This window comes from Nocardioides alcanivorans (assembly GCF_021555175.1).
GTDB classification, from domain to species: Bacteria; Actinomycetota; Actinomycetes; order Propionibacteriales; family Nocardioidaceae; genus Nocardioides; species Nocardioides alcanivorans.
In genome coordinates this window covers 69,723-88,107 of record NZ_JAKGRW010000024.1, presented here as the reverse complement: position 1 = coordinate 88,107, position 18,385 = coordinate 69,723, and the positions used below count along the sequence as shown (strand labels likewise).

Here is an 18,385-nt window from a genome sequence, read left to right as displayed (position 1 = left end):
GCAGCCCCGGGCTCGCCACCCTCGGCATACGACCGTCGGGCTGCCCCACCAACGAGACCCGGGTCAGGCGCACACCCCGCACCCCGCCTGCCACCCGCCAAGAAACCCGACGCACAGGAAGCGCACAGGCAGGTGAGGGCTCAAGGACATCCATCGCTGGCTTACTTCTGATTGTTCAACGAAACGTCGATCAGGAGTCCCGAAACCATGCCTTCATATTCGCTCTACGCACTCGACCTCGTCGCCATCTGTGTGCTCGTCTTCGGCCTGTTCCTGCCCCGCCACAAGCGCCCCGAGCTGATCGTCGCCTTCCTCACCGTCAATGTGGGGGTGCTGGCGGTGGCGTCGGTGCTGAGCAGTTCGGCGATCGGAGCCGGTCTCGGGCTGGGCCTCTTCGGCGTCCTGTCGATCATCAGACTGCGTTCGGAGGAGTTGAGCCACAGCGACGTCGCCTACTACTTCGCCTCGCTCGCGATCGGCCTGCTCTGCGGGCTCGGCGGCACGGCCTCCTGGTCGCACCTGGCCTTGGTCGGCGGCGTCGTGGCCGCGGTCCTGGTCGGCGACAGCCCGCTGCTGGTGCGGGCCAGCTCGCAGCAGCTCCTGCTGGACCGGGCGTACGTCGACCGCACGGCGCTGGTCGCACACCTCGAGAAGCTGCTCGCCACCACGGTGCTCGGCGTCAAGGTGTTGCGCACCGATCTGGTCAACGACACCACGCTGGTCGACGTTCGCCACCGCTCGGCCGACACCACACGCACTCCGGACACGGCTCCCGCCCGGGAGATGATCCGATGACGACGCTGGCAGCCGAGTGCTTGTCGGGCTTCGAGCCGATCGGCCTCGAGGAACTGGTCGAGCGCGCCGAGTTGCTCACCCGCGTCGACCGCAAGTACGTCGTCTCGTTGCACGAGGCACACGCGGTGCTGGCCGACCTGCCCGAGATCACCCGGGTGTTGGAGATCGACGGGCGTCGCTCCTTCGGCTATCGCTCCGCCTACCTCGACACCCCGAACCTGGCGAGCTATCTCAGCGCCGGACGCTCTCACCGGCTGCGGTGGAAGGTGCGCACCCGGGCCTACCTCGACGAGCTCGGCAGCACCACATCGACCTGGTTGGAAGTGAAGACCCGCGCGGGTCGCGGCCAGACGGTCAAGCAACGCATCGCCCATCCGGATGCCCAGACCGTCTCCGCCGCGAGCGCCGCCCGGTCGGCGTACGGCGTCAGTGGGCTGAACTCGGCGGGGCGCGACTTCGTCGCTGACATCATCGGCGCCCGCCACGCCGACGTACTGCGCCCGGTGCTCGCCACGGGATACCAGCGCAGCACGTTCTTCCTGCCTGCGTCGGCCAGCCGGGTGACGGTGGACGTGGACCTGGGTTGGAGTTCGTTGCGCACCGCGCAGGACCTCGAGCGTCCGGGTCTCGCGATCGTCGAGACCAAGACCGGCTCGACTCCGTCGGTCGTCGACCGGATCCTCTGGACCCGCGGCCACCGCCCCCTGCGGATCTCGAAGTACGGAGTGGGCATGGCCGGGCTCGATTCGTCCCTCCTCGCCTCAAGTGGCACCGCGTCCTCGACCGCCACCTCGGCCTGCGCCGAGCCACCTGATCCTCCCCTGCCTGCAGCGCCACCCGAACCACGAAGGAGCAATCCCATGAACGACACCTTCCAGTCCCCGCCTCCCACCTCCCGACGTACGTCGTGGCGTCATCGCACCGCCGCGCTGTCCACCATCGCGGTGCTGATGTTGGCAAGTGCGTGTGGTGGCGCGGGAGCCGCGGACTCCCCGACTCAGAGGGCATCCAGGCACACGGCGGGGTCAGCAACGTCTCGGCCACCTCGCTGACCGCGAACACGGTCGAGGTCGCCGACACCCACGCCGACTCCGACGACGGCGACTGGTCGGCCGACGGCGCCACGACCGTGACGCTGGCCGACGGAGCCAGCAAGGTCGACGGTTCCGGCGCGAGTGTGGACGGCGATGTCGTCACGATCACCGCAGCCGGCACCTACCTACTCTCCGGAGAGCTCACCGATGGCCAGGTGGTGGTCAACAGCACCGGCGAGGGCAAGGTCAAGCTCGTGCTCGACGGTGTCGACATCACCTCGTCCGACACCTCGCCCATGGTGATCGCCGAGGCTGACGAGGCCGTGGTGATCCTGGCCGACGGCTCGACCAATGAGCTCGCCGACTCGAAGGTCTCGGGCGCCGACGACGAAGAGGACGACGCCCCCAACGCAACGTTGTTCTCGATGGCCGACCTCACCATCGCCGGCACCGGCTCGTTGCAGGTGAGCGGCAACAGCAACGACGGTATCGCCAGCAAGGACGGTCTGGTCATCCTCTCGGGCGAGGTCGAGGTCACCGCCACCGACGACGGCGTTCGCGGCAAGGACTACCTGGTCATCGAGGGTGGCACGGTCACCGTGGTCGCTGGTGGCGACGGGTTGAAGTCGGACAACGAGACCGAGGGCGAGCTCGGCTGGGTGCAGCTCGACGCCGGCACGGTCATCATCGACGCGGGTGACGACGGGGTCGACGCCATCGGTGCGATCAACGTCGCCGGTGGCACGCTGCGGGTCATCAAGTCCGAAGAGGGCCTTGAAGCTGCGACGATCACGATCGCCGGCGGAACGGTCGACGTGACCGCGAACGACGACGGGCTCAACGCCACCGACGGAAGCGAGGCCACCGAGGCGGCGCAGGACGGCGTACTCATCTCGATCACCGGCGGCGACGTCGCCGTCACTGCCGGCTCTGACGGCATCGACTCCAACGGGTCGACCATCATCACCGGGGGTACGACGGTCGTGTCGACCGCCGCACGCGGTGGCGGCGACGGCAGTATCGACGTCAACGGCGCCCTGGCCGTCAACGGGGAACCCTCGTGGCGCTGGGCGGCCTCGCAGACTCCCCGCAAGCGATTCCGAGCAGGGATTCGTGGCCGCGAACCTCGACAGCAGCGTCGCCGCAGGCCAGCAGATCGCCGTGGTGGGCGCCGACGGCACCGTCGTCGTGCGGTACGTCGTCGACAGCGCTGCATCGGCTGTCATCGTGTCCAGCGACGAGATCACCAACGGCGAGGACTACGAGGTGATGTCCGGCGACCCCGGCGACGAGACCGGGTTGTCGACCGGAGGATCGACCGACGGACTCACCACCGTCGGCACCACCACGGCGGGCGAGGCCGTGGCCGGCATGGGCATGGGTGGTCCCGGTGGCGACCCGGCCGGCCAACGCCCCAACGGCGAAGGACTCCCCGATGGCCCGCCGGCGGGCGGTCCTGCTGAGTAGGGACCACCCGCGGATGTCGCCCGAGGAGCACCACTGGCTTTCACGACGTAGCTCAGCGCATTGGGCCGCGCCTCAGTGACGGCCAGCCCACGCCATTCCTGCTGGGTCTGCCCAGTCGCGACCTCATGGGCGACGTCTTGTCGTTCATGGTCGCCGGGTTGTCCACCTGACTCACGGCACGGCGCGGGGCTCGTCCGGCTTCATCTGTAGGATCTCCTACGAAGACCCTGGAACGAGCGCAGCCCCGGTCCTGACCCGCAAAGAGGTTGACCAAGAGCAAACGGAGCACCAATGGTCTACTTCGTCGGCGCCGGCGGCGCGCTGCTCTTCGTGCTGATCTTCCTTGTTGACGGGCTGACGCGGTCCGGCTACTCACCGCTGCGGCACCCGGTCAGCGCCTTGGCCCTCAGCCGTCGAGGCTGGATCCAGACACTGAACTTTGTCCTCTGCGGTGGCGCGATCGCTGCCGGTGGCGCTGCCGTCGCCGTTTCGGGTCGAAGCTGGTTGCTGGGCGCGATCTTGGCGATATTCGGCATCGCGCTGGTGGCCTCGGGGCTGTTCCGGATGGATCCGATGCGCGGCTACCCGCCAGGCACGGCCGACGGTGACCCGGTGGACCTATCCACGAAGCACCAGCTGCACGACCACGCAGGGGCGGTGGTGTTCCTCTCGCTCCCCGCTGCGGCGGCAGTCGCAGCGTTCGTGATGCCAGGGCTGGCATGGACGGCCCTCTCAGCAATCGTTGCCGCCGCCTTGGTGTTCGCGTTCGATGCCTTTGGCAAGGCCTGGGAACGGGACGCGCCAAGGACCGGTCTCATCCAACGGGCCTTCATCGTTCCCGGATGGCTCTGGGTAGCGGCAGTCTTCCTGCACTTCGCAGGTCGCTGAGCCTCACTGCACCCGGTCTTGTCGCGAAAGCGTCACCTCGCAAGCGCGCCTGCGCGCTCGTTGCGCATGTCGTCGGCCCCGAGGTGGACCACTGGTGCGCTGGCAGACCGGCGTACCGACAACCCCGGTCGGGCTGGTCACCGGGTCGTTCCGGGCCGAACAGAACCTCGCCCAGGCAGGATGATCGCGACGAAGGACGGTGGTTCCCGTCGGCCGTTCCGCGCTACTGTCGAGATCCGTCGACCAGTGGAGGAGAGCCCATGGGCACCCCGTGCGAACATCTCGAGCTGGTCAGGGACACGACCCCATCCGCGAACGGGTGCGAGGACTGCCTGCGCAGCGGGGACACGTGGGTGCATCTGCGGATGTGCATGACGTGTGGCCACGTCGGGTGTTGCGACAGCTCACCGAACCGACACGCGACCGCGCACTGGCACAGCAACGCCTCCCATCCCCTCGTGCGCTCCTTCGAACCCGGGGAAGACTGGTGGTGGTGCTACGCCGATGACCTCCTGTTCGAGGTCCCAGGTGCTGGCGCCGCGCCGTCCCACCACTGAGCACTGTCGGTCTGGTCCCTCCGGCGCCCGCCAAGGCGTCGGCGCGACCATCCCACCCGTCGATTGCCGATCAGCGTCGCGGATCGATCAGCACCTTGGCGTGGTTGCTCTTCCCACTGTCGAGTTCATCAAGGATGGTGGCGAGGTCATCGAGCGCGAAGGTGCCGGTGTGCAGGGGTGTCACATCGACGCGACCGGAGGCGATCGAACGGATGGCGCCGACGAAGTCCTCGTGGTTGTAGGCCAACGAGCTGACCACCCGCAGCTCCCGCTGCTGCCAGTCGCCATAGCTGACGGTCGATTCGGTGAGTGGGAAGCCGAGCAGCGCCAAGGTGCCGCCTCGACGTACGAACTCGGCGGAGGGCTGCAGCAGGGAGGCGACACCGGCGCACTCGTAGAAGACGTCCGCCCCGAGGCCGTTGGAGACGACGCCGAGTCGGGTGCGCAGGTCGCGAGGGGCGACGACGTCAGCGAACCCGAGGCCGGTGGCGACCTCGCGCCGCGCAGCAGAGGGTTCGGAGACGATGAGATGCCCAGCACCGGCGTTACGGGCGTGCTGCGCGGTGAGCAGGCCGATCGGTCCGGCACCCTGGACCACGACGACGGCACCGTGCTCGGCCGCGGTCCGACGTACGGCGTGGAAGGTCACCGCAGTCGGCTCCACCAAGGCGGCCTCGATGTCGGTGACCTCGTCGGGAACCGGGATGACACGCCGTTGCGACACGTCGACGCGGGTGCTGAAGGCGCCGTGGGCAGGTGCTTCGGGGTCGACCCCGTTGGCCTCGGCGAAGACGGTGTCGCACTGTCGGGCGTGACCCGCGACGCATTGGGCGCAGTGTCCACAGGCGGGTCCCACGCCCCCGACGACGCGCTGTCCCACGGCTACGGTGGTGACGCCGGTGCCAATGGCGCTGACCGTGCCGGTCCATTCGTGGCCGAAGACGGCCGGTGGCAGCATCGATCCGTCCGTGTAGCCGTGCACGTCAGTACCGCAGACCCCGGTGTAGGTGATGTCGACGAAGACACGGCCAGGCCCCGGGTCGGTGAGGGTCTCACGCCCCTGCTGGAGTTGGCTCGGGCCAGCGACGGTCAGGAAGGTGCTCTCGGCGGAGGTCATGGTTCAACCCTGACGGATGGGTCAAGGAAGCTCACGCCGAGTCATGGCGCGACGGTCTCTCACGCCATCGGCGGCGTCGCCAACTGCCGGAGCTTTCCCCTCCTCCCCTCGGACCACCTGTGGTTGAGTGGTGGGCATCCAGCGAAAGGACCTGCCGTGGCCAAGGAACTCGCCAGCCAGTTCGTGGAGCAGTTGCAGGCAGCCGGGGTGCAACGCATCTACGGCATCGTGGGCGACAGCCTCAACCCGATCGTTGACGCCGTACGACGCACCGGTGGCGCGGCCCGGGGCGGAATCGACTGGGTGCACGTCCGCCACGAGGAGACCGCCGCTTTCGCCGCCGCCGCGGAGGCCCAACTCACCGGGCGACTCGCTGTCTGTGCCGGATCCTGCGGTCCTGGCAACCTGCACCTGATCAACGGCCTCTACGACGCCAACCGCTCGGGCGCTCCAGTCCTTGCCCTGGCCTCACACATCCCCAGTCGCCAGATCGGCAGCGGCTACTTCCAGGAGACCCATCCTGATCGGATCTTCACCGAGTGCTCGGTCTACTCCGAGTTGGTGAGCACCACCGACCAGGCGCCGCGCGTCGTCCAGGCGGCGATCCGCCACGCTCTCGGCCGGCGGGGTGTGGCGGTGGTGACGCTGCCGGGAGACATCGCCGATCTGGAGGCGACGGCCCCGACACCGGATTGCAGGCCGATCGAGCCGGGCGAGCTCACCCCGTCCCCGAGCTCGGTGCAGCGGCTCGCCGATGCGATCAATGCCGCGTCGAAGGTCGCCATCTTCGCCGGAGCGGGCGTCGAGGGTGCCCATGACGAGGTCATCGCCCTTGCGGCGCGCGCCAAGGCGCCGATCGGCCACTCGCTGCGTGGCAAGGACTTCATCCAGTACGACAATCCCTACGACATCGGCATGACCGGCCTGCTCGGCTACGGAGCGGCTGCGGAGGGAATCGAGGACGCCGACCTGCTCATCCTGCTCGGCACCGACTTCCCCTACGACCAGTTCCTGCCCGACGCGCGCACAGCCCAAGTGGATCGCGCGCCCGAGCGGATCGGCCGGCGTACCCACGTGGAGTTCCCGGTCCACGGCGAGGTTCTCCCAACACTGCGCGTCCTGCTGCCTCTGGTCGAGGAGAAGAGCGACGACCGTTTCCTTGAGCGGATGCTCAAGAAGCACGACAAGTTGATGAACAAGTCCGTTGGGGCCTACACCCGCAAGGCCGACAAGCTGGTGCCGATCCACCCGGAGTACGCCGCCTCCGTGCTCGATGAGGTGGCCGCCGACGACGCGGTCTTCACTGCCGACACCGGGATGTGCAACGTGTGGACGGCGCGCTACATCCGCCCGTTGGGCAGCCGGCGACTGATCGGCTCCTACCTGCACGGGTCGATGGCCAATGCTCTCCCCCACGCGATCGGTGCCCAACTGGCCTTCCCCGACCGGCAGGTCGTCTCCGTCTCGGGCGACGGGGGTCTGTCCATGCTTCTCGGCGAGTTGATCACGGTGGCCACCCAAGGCTTGCCCGTCAAGGTGGTGGTCTTCAACAACTCCACACTCGCGATGGTCAAGCTGGAGATGCTCGTCGACGGGCTGCCCGACTTCGGTGTCGACGTACCAGACACGCACTACGCTGCGATTGCAGAAGCGATCGGTTTCCACGCGCAGCGGGTCTCCGATCCCAAGGATCTGGAGTCGGCATATCGCGCCGCCTTCCAGCACGCCGGTCCCGCGCTGGTCGAGGTCATCACCGATCCCAACGCACTCTCGATCCCCCGAAGATCACCGGGGAGCAGGTCTTCGGCTTTGCCACCGCGATGTCCAAGGTGGTGCTCAATCGTGGTGCCGGTGAAGCGGTCAGCATGGTGCGCAGCAACATGCGCAACCTGCCCCGCGGCTGACGACACCCTGGGCCTACCGCCCCATGGTCTATTGGCGTGACGAGGACATCCCGCTCACCGAACACGGTCATGAGTACGTCCCTGCCACCGTAGAGGACAGCGAAGCCAAGGATGCCGCTGAGGTCGCCGACTTTGCACTACGCAAGACCGAAGCAAACCGTCGGACACACGAGGCCAAGGCCGAGGCCTTCCGTGACCCCGTTCAGGCTGGGCTGGATGACCTGGACAAGGGACGGGTCACGTCAACAGTCCCAGCTGAAGATCAGCCCTCCTTCATCAACTGGCTGAGCCCCGGCTGTCTCAAGGCACGCCCAAGCTGTGAAGCCCGAGCCTCGTGTCTCGGTCACGACCCAGAACGACATCGCGCACGCACTTGATTGGTCCTTGAGAAAACTCGGTGCGACCGCGAAGCACGTTGCGCAGCACTCATGGCAGGAGCGATTGCGCACGCCTCCCGGGAAGCTCACGGGATACGCCACGAGCGAACGGCCATGGGTAGTGCACGTCAGGGCGTCGTTGTCGGCCCGGGTCGTGTGAGTTGGGACAATCGATGGATGACGTACTTCGCGCTGTCTCGGGAAGCCTTGCTCGGGCGTGCGGTCGAGGTGCTCGCACCGCTGGGGTGGGCGTCATATGGGCTGTGGCATCAGCGCGGCACTCAACAGATCGTGGAGTCCGCTCGCCGCGGCGCTGACCCCGCCGAGATTGACGCTCTGGTCACCGAGCAGTGGCACACTGAGAGCGAAGTGTTCCTTCGGAACGTCGCGGTCCCCCTTCGCCGGTACGGCAAGGACATCGATCACCAGTTCCAACGGCTCCAGTTCCAACGTGGGAACCTCATCGACCAGGCCGTGAAGTGCCACAAGGCCGGCAACTATGCGGCCGCGACGCTTCTCACGCTCGCGCAGATCGACGGGCTCACACGAGACATCACGGGTGCCACTTTCTTCTCCAACGCAACGAACGATCCCTACCTCGATGACTCAACGCTGGCCGGTATCGCTACGAACTTGCCAACCGTGCGAGAACCATTCAGGGAGACGGTCGATTCGACCGGCTTCTACGGCAAGCTCTCCCGGCACGGCGCTGCGCACGGTCGGGACCTGTCGTTCGGCACGAAGGTCACCTCAACGAAGAGCCTCGTGTTGATGGGAGCCCTGGTGGAATACCTCGAAGCACGTGCCGCGAAGGCCGCCCGGAAGTACCGCAGGCAGTGCGAGATCGAAGCACCGCAGCAGACGGGCGTAGACGGCCATGGAAGACTGAACGATGATCGGCACCTCGACCAGCTCTACTTCCTCGCCGCTGACCTTGACAGCCATATCCTCTCCCAAGCGATATTGCCCTCCGTACTGCCAGAAGGATGGCCTGGGAAGGCCCACGAGCTCATCGAACAGCGGATGCTCAGCCGCCGCTGCTTCACCTGGGGTGGCGCAGACGCAGCCTCCTACTGGTGGTCCTACCGGACGCCCGCTGGCCACCATCTGGGGGCCGCAGCACGACGGTACGGCTCCGGGCTGCCGCTCGACTGGCGACAATGGCGCTGGGATGACGCCGACCCTCCCGCCGGAGCCCCATGGGACCACGACGGATGGGCCGAGTACGACGGGGACACCACGTCGCCGAACTGGACCATCGATCCGTTCCCGACAGGATGACAGCCCATCAGCCAAACGTCCGCCACGTGCAGCAGCCACGACTCACCTAGTACGACTGGTCGCACCGATACGAGTCGCAACGTAGGCCTACCTTGGCCCCTCATCTGGGGGCCGCCGGGTTGAACCACAAACCGAGATCGTCGCACTCGGCCTCCACCAGCATGGCCGGCTGGGAGCGTAGTGATCGTTCGGTGGGGCGAGGGCAGCGGTTCGGGGCCGGATGTCATTCGCTTCGGTGTGTGCGCGGATCGGAGCAGATGCTGCGCCTGGTCCGCTACGGACGTGTAGCTCTGCGCCAGCGGCTGGCGTAATGGATCGCTGTGCCGGCGGAGAGGATCGTCAGGACCGCGTGCACCAAGACGGTCCACGCGAACAAGTCGCCGGTGCTGATCGCATGGCCGAGACCGAGGCCCGCCCATGTCGCGGACAGTGCGCAGCACAGGAGCGTCAAGCGGCGAGGAACGGTGCGCGGATCTCTCGGTAGTGCTTGTGCGTAGCCTTCCGGTGATCCGAACTCGCGCGCCAGATCGAGCCCGGTGTCGCGGGTGTGCGCGGCGGCCTCCTTCAGCACCGCCTCGATTCGGACCTCGGTCAGGTCTCCGCGTCGACGGAGTGCAACTCGTGCACCCTCAAGCCAGGACTCATCGTCCACGGTTGCGCTGCGCAGGATCGACTCGACGGTCAACGCGGGCGGATCAACGTGGCGTGGACGCCACAGCTGCGCCACTGTCCACGCGGCCACTCCGTACACCGGTACGAGGGCCAGCGACCAGAAGCCGCTGACCCGTGGGCCGACCTGTCCGAGCGACACGATCAGTCCCGCGATCGCCACGCTTCCGACGATGACAGTCAACCCGGAGATACCCACGGTGATGCCGAATGCCCACCGCGCACCTGCACGCTTGTAGACCGCGATCAGGGTCATGATCATCGCGCCCACCAGCACTGGCATAAGGGCCATCCCCACGGTGAGCTCTGTGGCAGGGTCGGCGAACGGCAGGAACGAAAGCAGCTGACTTCCGAACAACAACAGGCTCAGACCGGCTGCCACCTCGAGTGCCGACACAACGCTCTCACGCACATCAAGTATCAACGCATCGTCGAAGACGTCCAGCCCCGCCTCGTACAACTCGGCGACCCGCTCCCGCGCCCACTCCTGCGGCGGGCCATAGGCTTCCCCGGGATCGACCTGCGAGTCACGGACCGTCTCGGCCGCATCGATGAGCACTTGCTCGGCGACATCGATGCGCACATCGTCCATCACCAGCCGGATGAACACCGCATCCGCCCAATCGATGTCGGACTCGCGCCCGCGCGCTTGGAAGAACACCTCGTGTATCCGGGCCAGCTCCGGTCCCGCCGGGCGATCCTTCCGTAAAGCATCGGCACTCTCATCGGACATCGCTCGCTCCCTTCCGCAACGCGCTCCCTGTCACGACAACGGCGGTCTGGGTTACGCCGTCGTGTCGATTGACAGAGGCGTCCAGGCGAGCAGTAAACATCGCAAGCAAAGCCCGCTCTCCTTCGAGCCTCTCGTAGCCTTGAGCGGTCAGCGTGTACTCACGACGCGCCGGCCCTGACGGCCCCGGCACCCACGCTGCTTCGAGCGCACCGTCCTCCTCCAACCGTGCCAATGCCGGATAGAGCGACCCTCCCTTCGGCACACCGAACCCCAGCTCTCCCAAGGCTTGGGCGATGGCATACCCATGCAGCGGACCAGCATCCACGCACGCCAACACGGCTGTCGGCAACAGCGCCCGCACCCACGGCCCCGGAAACACCGCAGCATGATTAGCCCGATTTGGCCCGCCTAAGTCCACCATGAATCTAAGTATGTACCGTACTTATCAGAGGAGACATGCGAGCGCGACCGTGCAGCGTTCCCTCGCAGCAAGCACCCCGACAGTTGGGCGCCCGTATCTCTGACCAGATCGCCCCGAGAAACTTCCCGACGAGGCGGGTGCACACACAGTGCACACACAACGAGTCGAAATCAGGAAGAGGCCGTCCCCGCTACGAGCGGAAACGGCCTCTGACCTGCATCTTTACCTGTCGGGCTGACAGGATTTGAACCTGCGACCCCTTGTTCTAGAACGCCTCCCCGGCGACTTTGCTCGATCTTGCCCAAACACGCTCTGACCTGCGCCGATACACTCGGAGTCCGCCCTGGCTTGGACTGCATATGCCCCTGTACGCGCCCATTTGCCCGAATAAGTGGTTAATAGGTGGTGAGCGCGCGGTTGATCAGAACAGACCAAGTTGTTCGATCAAACCTTCGGCCGCAGTGACGATGGCCCCACCGTGGTCAACGGCCTCTGCGGCCTCCGCCACGCTGGCATCGTCACCGGGTCGCTCGGGATATTCCAGTTCGTTACGTCGCCGGCGCAACGCGCCGAACTGCCGGAAGCCTTGGCCGAATTGCGCGCGTACGGCTCGCTCGACCGCATAGTGTCCACCTTTGGTCGTGGGCCGGAGACCCTGGTGTGCAAGCAGCGCCGTCACCGCCTGCCGTGCGGCGTCGTAGGCAAGGACGAACGCGGAATCCGGGTCTCGATCGATCGCGGAGCGTGCTGTCTCCAGCGTGACGGCGGCTTTCTTCAACAAGCGCTCGCCGTTCGCAGCGTCGCCGGTGAGCTTTTGTAGTTCACCGGATGCAATGAGGGCTTCGATGTCGGATTCGCCAAGCTTCCAGCGCGCCATCAGGAGGTCACCAACCCATGAGCGTCGAACACAACGGCGTGTGCCGATGCCGTGATCTGAGCGACGAGTGCATCGGACGGGTCACTCCATTGCTCGGTGGTTCGGACGACGGGGTTGACCTCGATGCCGAGACGGACATGTGCCCGGTCCGCTGCATCGTAGAGGTCGGCGCGGTCAACCTTGCCGACCACAAGGACATCGATGTCACGAGGCGGGGGTCCCGCCTCGCCAGCGTACCGAGCGGCCCACGACCCGAAGATCACTACCTGCTCGGCGCCGGGAATGACGAACTCCTCGCCGATCACGACCCTCGGTCCGAACGTGACCTCCAGCAACTGAGCGAGGGCGCCCGCAGCGGGGTGGCTGGGGTTCGCACGCAGCAGGCGGTTACGGCCGAGCGTGCGGCTCATGATCAAACCCGCCTCATCGAGCCGCACTACCTCGCGATGAAGGGTGGATAGCGGGACATCCAAGCGCGTGGCGAGGTCGCTCACGCCGTACTCCTGCTCAGGGTGCAGCATGAGCCACATCAGCAGTTCCGCCTGGTGCTGCGACCGGAACACCGGCATCAGAGCGGGCCCATCACTACGCATAACCAGAAGATATCTCCCGATTATAGGTAGCGTCAAGACTGGGTCCTCGCCGACCGCCCAGCCCGGCGTCCCATCGGGTTTCCCGCTGCTGACGGACCAGGTGTCCGATTTTTCTGAATCGACTTCCTTCACAGCCCCTGTCTTGGCGTATGGCTGTGACGGACGGCCTTCAGTCGCAGTGGTGGCGCGATGGAATCCCTGACCGTCGCGTATGTCGCCGGGTTCAGCTTGGAAGGCGGACCAGATCGTTGTCGCTCCCGATCACGGGCGGGGTCCGGTCGTCCTGCAGAGCGGTGCGTGAGAACCGCGGTGCCGGCGCCGGTTGCACGTGACCGTCGGCAAGCGGCAGGTGCGCGCCACGCTCCGTGCTGAGTGGGTGGTCCGCTGCTTCGCGCATCGACAGCACCGGTGTCACACAGGCAGGCACCCCGGCGAACGTCTCGGTCCACTCCGCCCTCGCGCGCGCGGCAAAGACCTCGGCCAGACGAGCAGACATCGCCGGCCACTGGGCTTGATCGTTCTGTGCGGCGAGCACGGGATCATCGGTAAGCTCCAGCGTGCCCAGCATGGCCTCCCAGAACTGGGGTTCGACGCAGCCGACCGCCATGAACCCATCGTCACTGGTCCGGTAGGTCCGGTAGAACGGGGCGGCACCGTCGAGGATGTTCACGCCGCGACGGTCCTGCCAACGCCCCTGTGCCAGGAATCCATACTGCATCGCCATCAGCATGCCGGCACCGTCGACCATGGCCGCATCGACGATCTGACCCTGCCCACTCGTCCGGGCCTCCAGCACCGCAGACACGACACCGAGCGCGAGGAACATCGCTCCTCCGCCGAAGTCGCCGATCAAGTTGAGCGGCACCGTCGGCTCGCGGTCGGGCTCCCCATGGTGCCCAACACACCGGCGACTGCGATGTAGTTGATGTCGTGGCCTGGCTCGGCAGCAAGAGGTCCGTCCTGGCCCCAGCCGGTCATCCGGCCGTAGACCAACCTGGGATTCACCGCGGCAAGGTCCTCCGGCCCCAGCCCGAGGCGCTCGGCGACCCCCGGCCGGAAGCCCTCGATCAGCACGTCTGCGTCCTGCACCAATTGACGGATCGCTGCCACGTCATCGGGATTCTTCAGGTCCGCGGTGATGCTCCGCTTGCCCCGAGTGAGCACGGGGTGGCCCAACTGTCCGGCACGTTCGGGTCGGTCGACCCGCGTCACGGTCGCGCCCAGGTCTGCCAGCATCATGCCGGCGAATGGGGTGGGGCCGATGCCCCCGAGCTCGATCACACTGATTCCGGTCAGCGGTCCGGTCATGATGGGTCCTCCTCGCAGAGTCTCCGGGAATGCCGAAGTCTCAAGGGTCGGTGATGGGATGGGGCATCGTCAGCGGATGCCGCCTGGTCAGGCCTCCGCGGAAACGATTCCTGGAGCGTTGTCGGAGCGCGGTACGTCGAGCACGGCAAGTGCCATCGTCACGGTGTCATCAATGATGTGTGGTCTCGTCCGCATCGACTCCACCTGGGCGATCACGTTGACAATGCCGAGGGCAGCGTGCAGCCGCAGTTGAGACTCACTCGGGTCACCAGGCAGGATCTCGATCCACTTCGTGACATGGTCGACCTGCTCCCGTCGAGACTCACGAGGCAGCACCTTGCCTTCGGAGATCAGGAGTGGCACCGGGCTGTCTGGGGCGAGCGCCAAGCGCACGTAGTTGCGCATCGTCACCTCGACGGCATCGGCCGGCGAGTTCTCGATGGCGTCGTCCAGGTCCCGCCGCATCCGACCCGCGATCCGACTCAGGGCAGCCTTCAGCACGCCCTCCTTCGAATCGAAATGGTTGTAGAGGCTGGACGGAGCCATCGAGAGAGTCGAGGCCAGCAACTCCATGGTGACCCCGTGGAACCCCCGTGCTCTGGTCAGGGTCACCATGGCGGAGAGGATCTGCTCGCGCCGCCCGTCGCCGAACACCTGCGGCAGGTCGGCGACGGCGGGCTCGGCCTGTCCCGCCCGCCTTGCCTGGCTCAGCTCCAGACGGGACATGCGATCGACCGCTGCCCGAACCACCCGAGCCTGACGTGCCGCACCGACCCGGGTCCGGTAGCGAGCCGGGCTGTCACAGACCGTCAACATCGACCGCCCGAGAAGTCGGATGTCGTCAGCCGAAAGCTCCGGACGCTCGCGGTGTAGTGCCGCGCCCAGGTTCCGACTGTTGTCGACGACTGCCGCCCTGATCTGTTCGGCCATCGCTGGCGAGCACTCCCGCAGGTGGGTGTAGGCCAGGGCAGCCACACCATGACGATCAACGGAACGGTCGATCATCCGTCCGGCAAGTTCGGCCAGCGGCAATGCGTCCGAACCCACGGCCGTCTGCCGGTAGTCAGCACCTTCGTCGTGCACGACCTCGTCGAGAAGGGCTTGCTTGCTGTCGAAGTGTCGGTAGAGACCGGGAACCGTGATCCCCACCTCTTTCGCGATCGACTCCATCGTGACGTCGTGGTAGCCCGACTTGTAGAACTGGGCGGACGCCACCTGCTTGATCTGGGCACGTCGGTTCTTGGGACGCCGCACGATCTGACGTTCCACACCGCCTCCAGGGTCCACTCCCGGGGCCGCGGTCACATGCCACCGCCGTCGCACACGAGGGTTTGGCCGCTGACGTAGTCGGTTTCGGGGATGCACAGCGAGTAGACCGCACCGGCGGCCTCGTCGGGACGTCCGGCCCGGCCGAGCGGAATACCGCGCTCGAAGGCCGCCAGTAGGTCGGGGTTCACGCCGACCTTGATGGAGCGCCCGTCGATGTCGATGCTGCCGTCGCCGGCAGGCGCCTCGGTCAGGCGGGTGCTGATCAGGCCGAAGGCCACTGCGTTCACGTTCACGTTGTACCGCCCGAACTCCTTGGCCAAGGTCTTGGTCATCCCGACGATTCCCGCCTTGGCCGCAGAGTAGTTGACCTGCCCAGCGTTTCCGTTGAGGCCTGCGATCGAAGACACGTTGACCACCTTGCGGTGGTGGTCGACCGGGAGCTTCTTGAACCACGGCTGGGCGGCTCGCAGGATCCGAAATGGCGCCTTGAGGTGGATGTCGAGGATCGCATCCCACTGCTCGTCGCTCATCTTCTGGATCACCGAGTCCCAGGTGTAGCCAGCGTTGTTCACGACGATGTCGACACCACCGAACGAGTCCACGCCCGCCTGCACGAAGCGGTCCGCGAAGTCGCCGTCGGTGACGCTGCCGACACAGGCCACGGCCGAACCGCCGAGGTCCTTGATCAGCTCCACGGTCTCCAGCGCAGGCGCCTCGTCGAGGTCGTTGACCACCACCCGGGCACCCTCTTGGGCGAACTTGAGGCCACCGCCTGACCGATGCCACGTCCCGAGCCGGTGACCAGTGCCGTACGTCCGTCCAACTTCTTCATCAGGTGATCGCTCTCTGTGCTCTGTCTGTGGTGGTGGGCCGCGCGTGGATGGGTGTGGAACCAGCAATCAGCCGGCGGCGGGCACGCGGACCCGCGCATCACCGATCAGGGTGACGACCCCGTCGACCTCGACCTTGAGTTCGAGCTCGGCGATGCCGTCCTCCACCGCCCGCACCTCGGCGGTGCAGACCGGCTCGGCGTTGACCTCGGTGATCGCAGAAAACCTGACCTGGAACGACTCGATGTCGCCCGGTTCGACATGATCGGTCAGCAGCCGACCGAGATAGGCCATCGACAACATGCCGTGCGCGAACACGTCATCGCGGCCGTTCGCACGGGCGAAGTCGAGGTCGAGGTGAATCGGGTTGTGGTCCCCCGAGGCGCCACCGAACAGGGCCAGCGTGGTGCGGCTGATCCGGCCCGGACGCAACGGCTGCCACGTGACAATCCGGGGATCGGTGCCAGTGCCGATCGAGGTCATGCGGTCACCACCAGAGTGTTGGTCAGGACGGCGACGACGTCATCGCCACGAAACGCGCGGGTACGCCGGGTGATGAAGGTCAGCGCACCGCCGCGCTTGGACTCGACACCGGTGACCTCGCCCTCGAAGGAAATCTCGTCACCGGCATGGACCGGCAACAGGTGATCGAACCTCTGGCCGCCGTGCAGGATCTTGGCGATGTCCACACCGGCCGCCTCCAGCTCGCCGAAGAAGTCGAAACTCTCCAACTCAAGCCCGAACAGGAACGTCGGCGGTGCTGGCAGATCCGGATGACCTGCCGCACGAGCGGCGTTCAGGTCAGACCAACGTGGGGCGGTCTCCCCGATCGCCGTGGCGAAGAACCGCAACCGACCACGCTCGACCGCCATCGGCCGGGTCCGAGCGGGCAGGACCTGCCCGACAGCGAGACCAGCTCCAACCGCGGTCAACGGTCCACCGCCTCGTACGCCGTGACCACACACGCACCGCCGAGGCCGAGGTTGTGCTGCAACGCCACCCGCGCACCCTCAACCTGCCGCGGACCAGCCTGACCACGCAACTGCCAGACCAGTTCGGCGCACTGCGCCAAACCGGTGGCGCCGAGCGGGTGCCCCTTGGACAGCAGGCCACCCGACGGGTTCGTGACCACCCGACCGCCGTAGGTGTTGTCACCAGCGAGGATGAACTTCTCCGCCGTGCCCTCCGGGGTCAGGCCCAGCGCCTCGTAGGTCAAGACTTCGTTGGTGGTGAAGCAGTCGTGCAACTCGACCACCGAGACCTCGTCGGCCCGGATGCCGCTCTGCTCCTGGACCTGACGGATCGCCTCGACCGTCATGTCGTAGCCGACCACCCGCATCAGATCACCCGACTCGAACGTCGCCGGAGTGTCAGTGACCAGCGACTGGCCGGCGATCCGCACCCGACCGTCCAGACCATGGCGCTGCGCGAACTCAGCCGTACACACCACCGCGGCGGCCGCACCGCACGTCGGCGGGCAGCACTGCAGCCGCGTCAACGGCCCGAAGATCGCTGGTGACTCCAACACCCGCTGCTCGGTCACCGCGTCGCGGAACACCGCAAACGGGTTGTTGGCCGCATGCTGGCGAGCCTTCACCGACACCTTGGCGAAGATCGACGGATCGACACCATAACGGTCGACGTACGTCTGCCCGGCACCACCGAACAGCCGCGCCGCCATCGGGGCGTCGCTCGGCCCCATCACGTCATCGACAACCGCCAGAAAACGACCCAGTGGGTCTGGCCGATCCCCCCAGACCGAGGCCAAGGCACCGGGGACCATCTGCTCGAAACCGAGCGCCACCGCGCACTCCACGACACCGCTCTCGACGGCCTGCCGTGCCAACCACAACGCCGACGATCCGGTCGCGCAGTTGTTGTTGACGTTGACGATCGGTATGCCGCTCAGGCCGACCTCGTAGACCGGCCGCTGACCCGACGTCGAGTCGCCATAAACGTAGCCGGCATAGACCTGCCCGACCGCGCTCCACGGCACCCCCGCATCGCTCAGAGCAGCCCGCAACGCGGTACTTGCCATCGCGTCATAGGACTCCGACTTCCCAGGCTTGGCGAACGGCACCATCCCGACGCCGACCACACGTACATCTCCGGACATAATTCCTCACTTCCAACGAATATGTACTTACTTAGCCCGCTCCGTGGGCACTTTGTCAAGACCGAAGACAAACTAACTTAGGGCTTGATTTCTCCCACTCGTTGGTGTTCTACTTCACACCCAGAGAGCCCGTGCACCGATTCCCGCCC

General features: G+C 66.4%; 16 protein-coding genes and 2 pseudogenes. 7 read left to right on the top strand and 11 right to left on the bottom strand.

The window, feature by feature from the left end:
• Positions 1-207: 207 nt before the first annotated feature.
• From L1066_RS13625 to L1066_RS26790, 5 genes are all read left to right on the top strand, one after another.
• The gene (locus tag L1066_RS13625) at positions 208-795 is read left to right on the top strand and encodes a DUF4956 domain-containing protein (RefSeq protein WP_235736841.1); all 588 of its coding nucleotides are present in this window, start codon (positions 208-210) and stop codon (positions 793-795) included.
• Positions 792-1,847 carry a polyphosphate polymerase domain-containing protein gene (locus L1066_RS13620; protein WP_235736840.1) on the top strand — a complete coding sequence of 352 codons (1,056 nt, stop codon included), beginning with the start codon at positions 792-794 and terminating at the stop codon, positions 1,845-1,847. Before L1066_RS13625 ends, L1066_RS13620 begins: the two co-directional genes overlap by 4 nt.
• Complete coding sequence (locus L1066_RS13615; protein ID WP_235736839.1) at positions 1,760-3,292, top strand: carbohydrate-binding domain-containing protein; 1,533 nt, start codon at positions 1,760-1,762, stop codon at positions 3,290-3,292. Before L1066_RS13620 ends, L1066_RS13615 begins: the two co-directional genes overlap by 88 nt.
• A 295-nt stretch (positions 3,293-3,587) precedes the next feature.
• A complete protein-coding gene (locus L1066_RS13610; RefSeq protein ID WP_235736838.1) occupies positions 3,588-4,184 on the top strand; it encodes a DUF998 domain-containing protein in 597 nt (198 codons plus the stop codon).
• A gap of 260 nt (positions 4,185-4,444) precedes the next feature.
• Positions 4,445-4,741, top strand: coding sequence for a UBP-type zinc finger domain-containing protein (locus tag L1066_RS26790; RefSeq protein WP_283095425.1), 297 nt, complete (start codon positions 4,445-4,447; stop codon positions 4,739-4,741).
• A 70-nt stretch (positions 4,742-4,811) separates the two neighbouring features.
• Here the strand turns inward: L1066_RS26790 and L1066_RS13600 are convergent, their stop codons facing one another.
• Positions 4,812-5,858 (bottom strand): zinc-dependent alcohol dehydrogenase, encoded by a 1,047-nt coding sequence (locus L1066_RS13600; protein ID WP_235736837.1) that lies wholly within the window; start codon positions 5,856-5,858, stop codon positions 4,812-4,814.
• 117 nt (positions 5,859-5,975) lie between these two features.
• Here L1066_RS13600 and L1066_RS13595 point away from each other — a divergent pair.
• A pseudogene (locus L1066_RS13595) lies at positions 5,976-7,762 on the top strand (pyruvate dehydrogenase).
• Positions 7,763-8,316: 554 nt separating this feature from the next.
• On the top strand, positions 8,317-9,420 hold the full coding sequence (locus L1066_RS13590; RefSeq protein WP_235736836.1) for a hypothetical protein: 1,104 nt from the start codon (positions 8,317-8,319) through the stop codon (positions 9,418-9,420).
• Positions 9,421-9,694: 274 nt separating this feature from the next.
• On the opposite strand, the gene L1066_RS13585 is transcribed toward L1066_RS13590, so the two are convergent.
• From L1066_RS13585 to L1066_RS13545, 10 genes and pseudogenes are all read right to left on the bottom strand, one after another.
• On the bottom strand, positions 9,695-10,822 hold the full coding sequence (locus tag L1066_RS13585; RefSeq protein WP_235736835.1) for a hypothetical protein: 1,128 nt from the start codon (positions 10,820-10,822) through the stop codon (positions 9,695-9,697).
• A complete protein-coding gene (locus L1066_RS28675; RefSeq protein ID WP_376707678.1) occupies positions 10,812-11,243 on the bottom strand; it encodes a PadR family transcriptional regulator in 432 nt (143 codons plus the stop codon). The genes L1066_RS13585 and L1066_RS28675 overlap by 11 nt, the downstream gene beginning before the upstream one ends.
• A 421-nt stretch (positions 11,244-11,664) precedes the next feature.
• A complete protein-coding gene (locus tag L1066_RS13580) occupies positions 11,665-12,120 on the bottom strand; it encodes a hypothetical protein (protein WP_235736834.1) in 456 nt (151 codons plus the stop codon).
• A complete protein-coding gene (locus L1066_RS13575) occupies positions 12,120-12,845 on the bottom strand; it encodes an ArsR family transcriptional regulator (RefSeq protein ID WP_235736833.1) in 726 nt (241 codons plus the stop codon). Before L1066_RS13575 ends, L1066_RS13580 begins: the two co-directional genes overlap by 1 nt.
• A 91-nt stretch (positions 12,846-12,936) precedes the next feature.
• A pseudogene (locus L1066_RS13570) lies at positions 12,937-13,949 on the bottom strand (CaiB/BaiF CoA transferase family protein).
• Between the two features lie 159 nt (positions 13,950-14,108).
• Positions 14,109-15,290 (bottom strand): TetR/AcrR family transcriptional regulator, encoded by a 1,182-nt coding sequence (locus L1066_RS27765; protein ID WP_235736832.1) that lies wholly within the window; start codon positions 15,288-15,290, stop codon positions 14,109-14,111.
• A gap of 32 nt (positions 15,291-15,322) precedes the next feature.
• Positions 15,323-16,189, bottom strand: a complete 867-nt coding sequence (locus L1066_RS13560; protein WP_249224810.1) for an SDR family NAD(P)-dependent oxidoreductase — start codon at positions 16,187-16,189, stop codon at positions 15,323-15,325.
• Positions 16,190-16,603: a MaoC/PaaZ C-terminal domain-containing protein gene (locus L1066_RS13555; protein ID WP_235736830.1), complete on the bottom strand. Its 414-nt coding sequence runs from the start codon at positions 16,601-16,603 to the stop codon at positions 16,190-16,192.
• Positions 16,600-17,052, bottom strand: a complete 453-nt coding sequence (locus tag L1066_RS13550; protein ID WP_235736829.1) for an FAS1-like dehydratase domain-containing protein — start codon at positions 17,050-17,052, stop codon at positions 16,600-16,602. The genes L1066_RS13555 and L1066_RS13550 overlap by 4 nt, the downstream gene beginning before the upstream one ends.
• Positions 17,049-18,236: a lipid-transfer protein gene (locus L1066_RS13545; RefSeq protein WP_283095424.1), complete on the bottom strand. Its 1,188-nt coding sequence runs from the start codon at positions 18,234-18,236 to the stop codon at positions 17,049-17,051. The genes L1066_RS13550 and L1066_RS13545 overlap by 4 nt, the downstream gene beginning before the upstream one ends.
• Between the last annotated feature and the right edge of the window lie 149 nt (positions 18,237-18,385).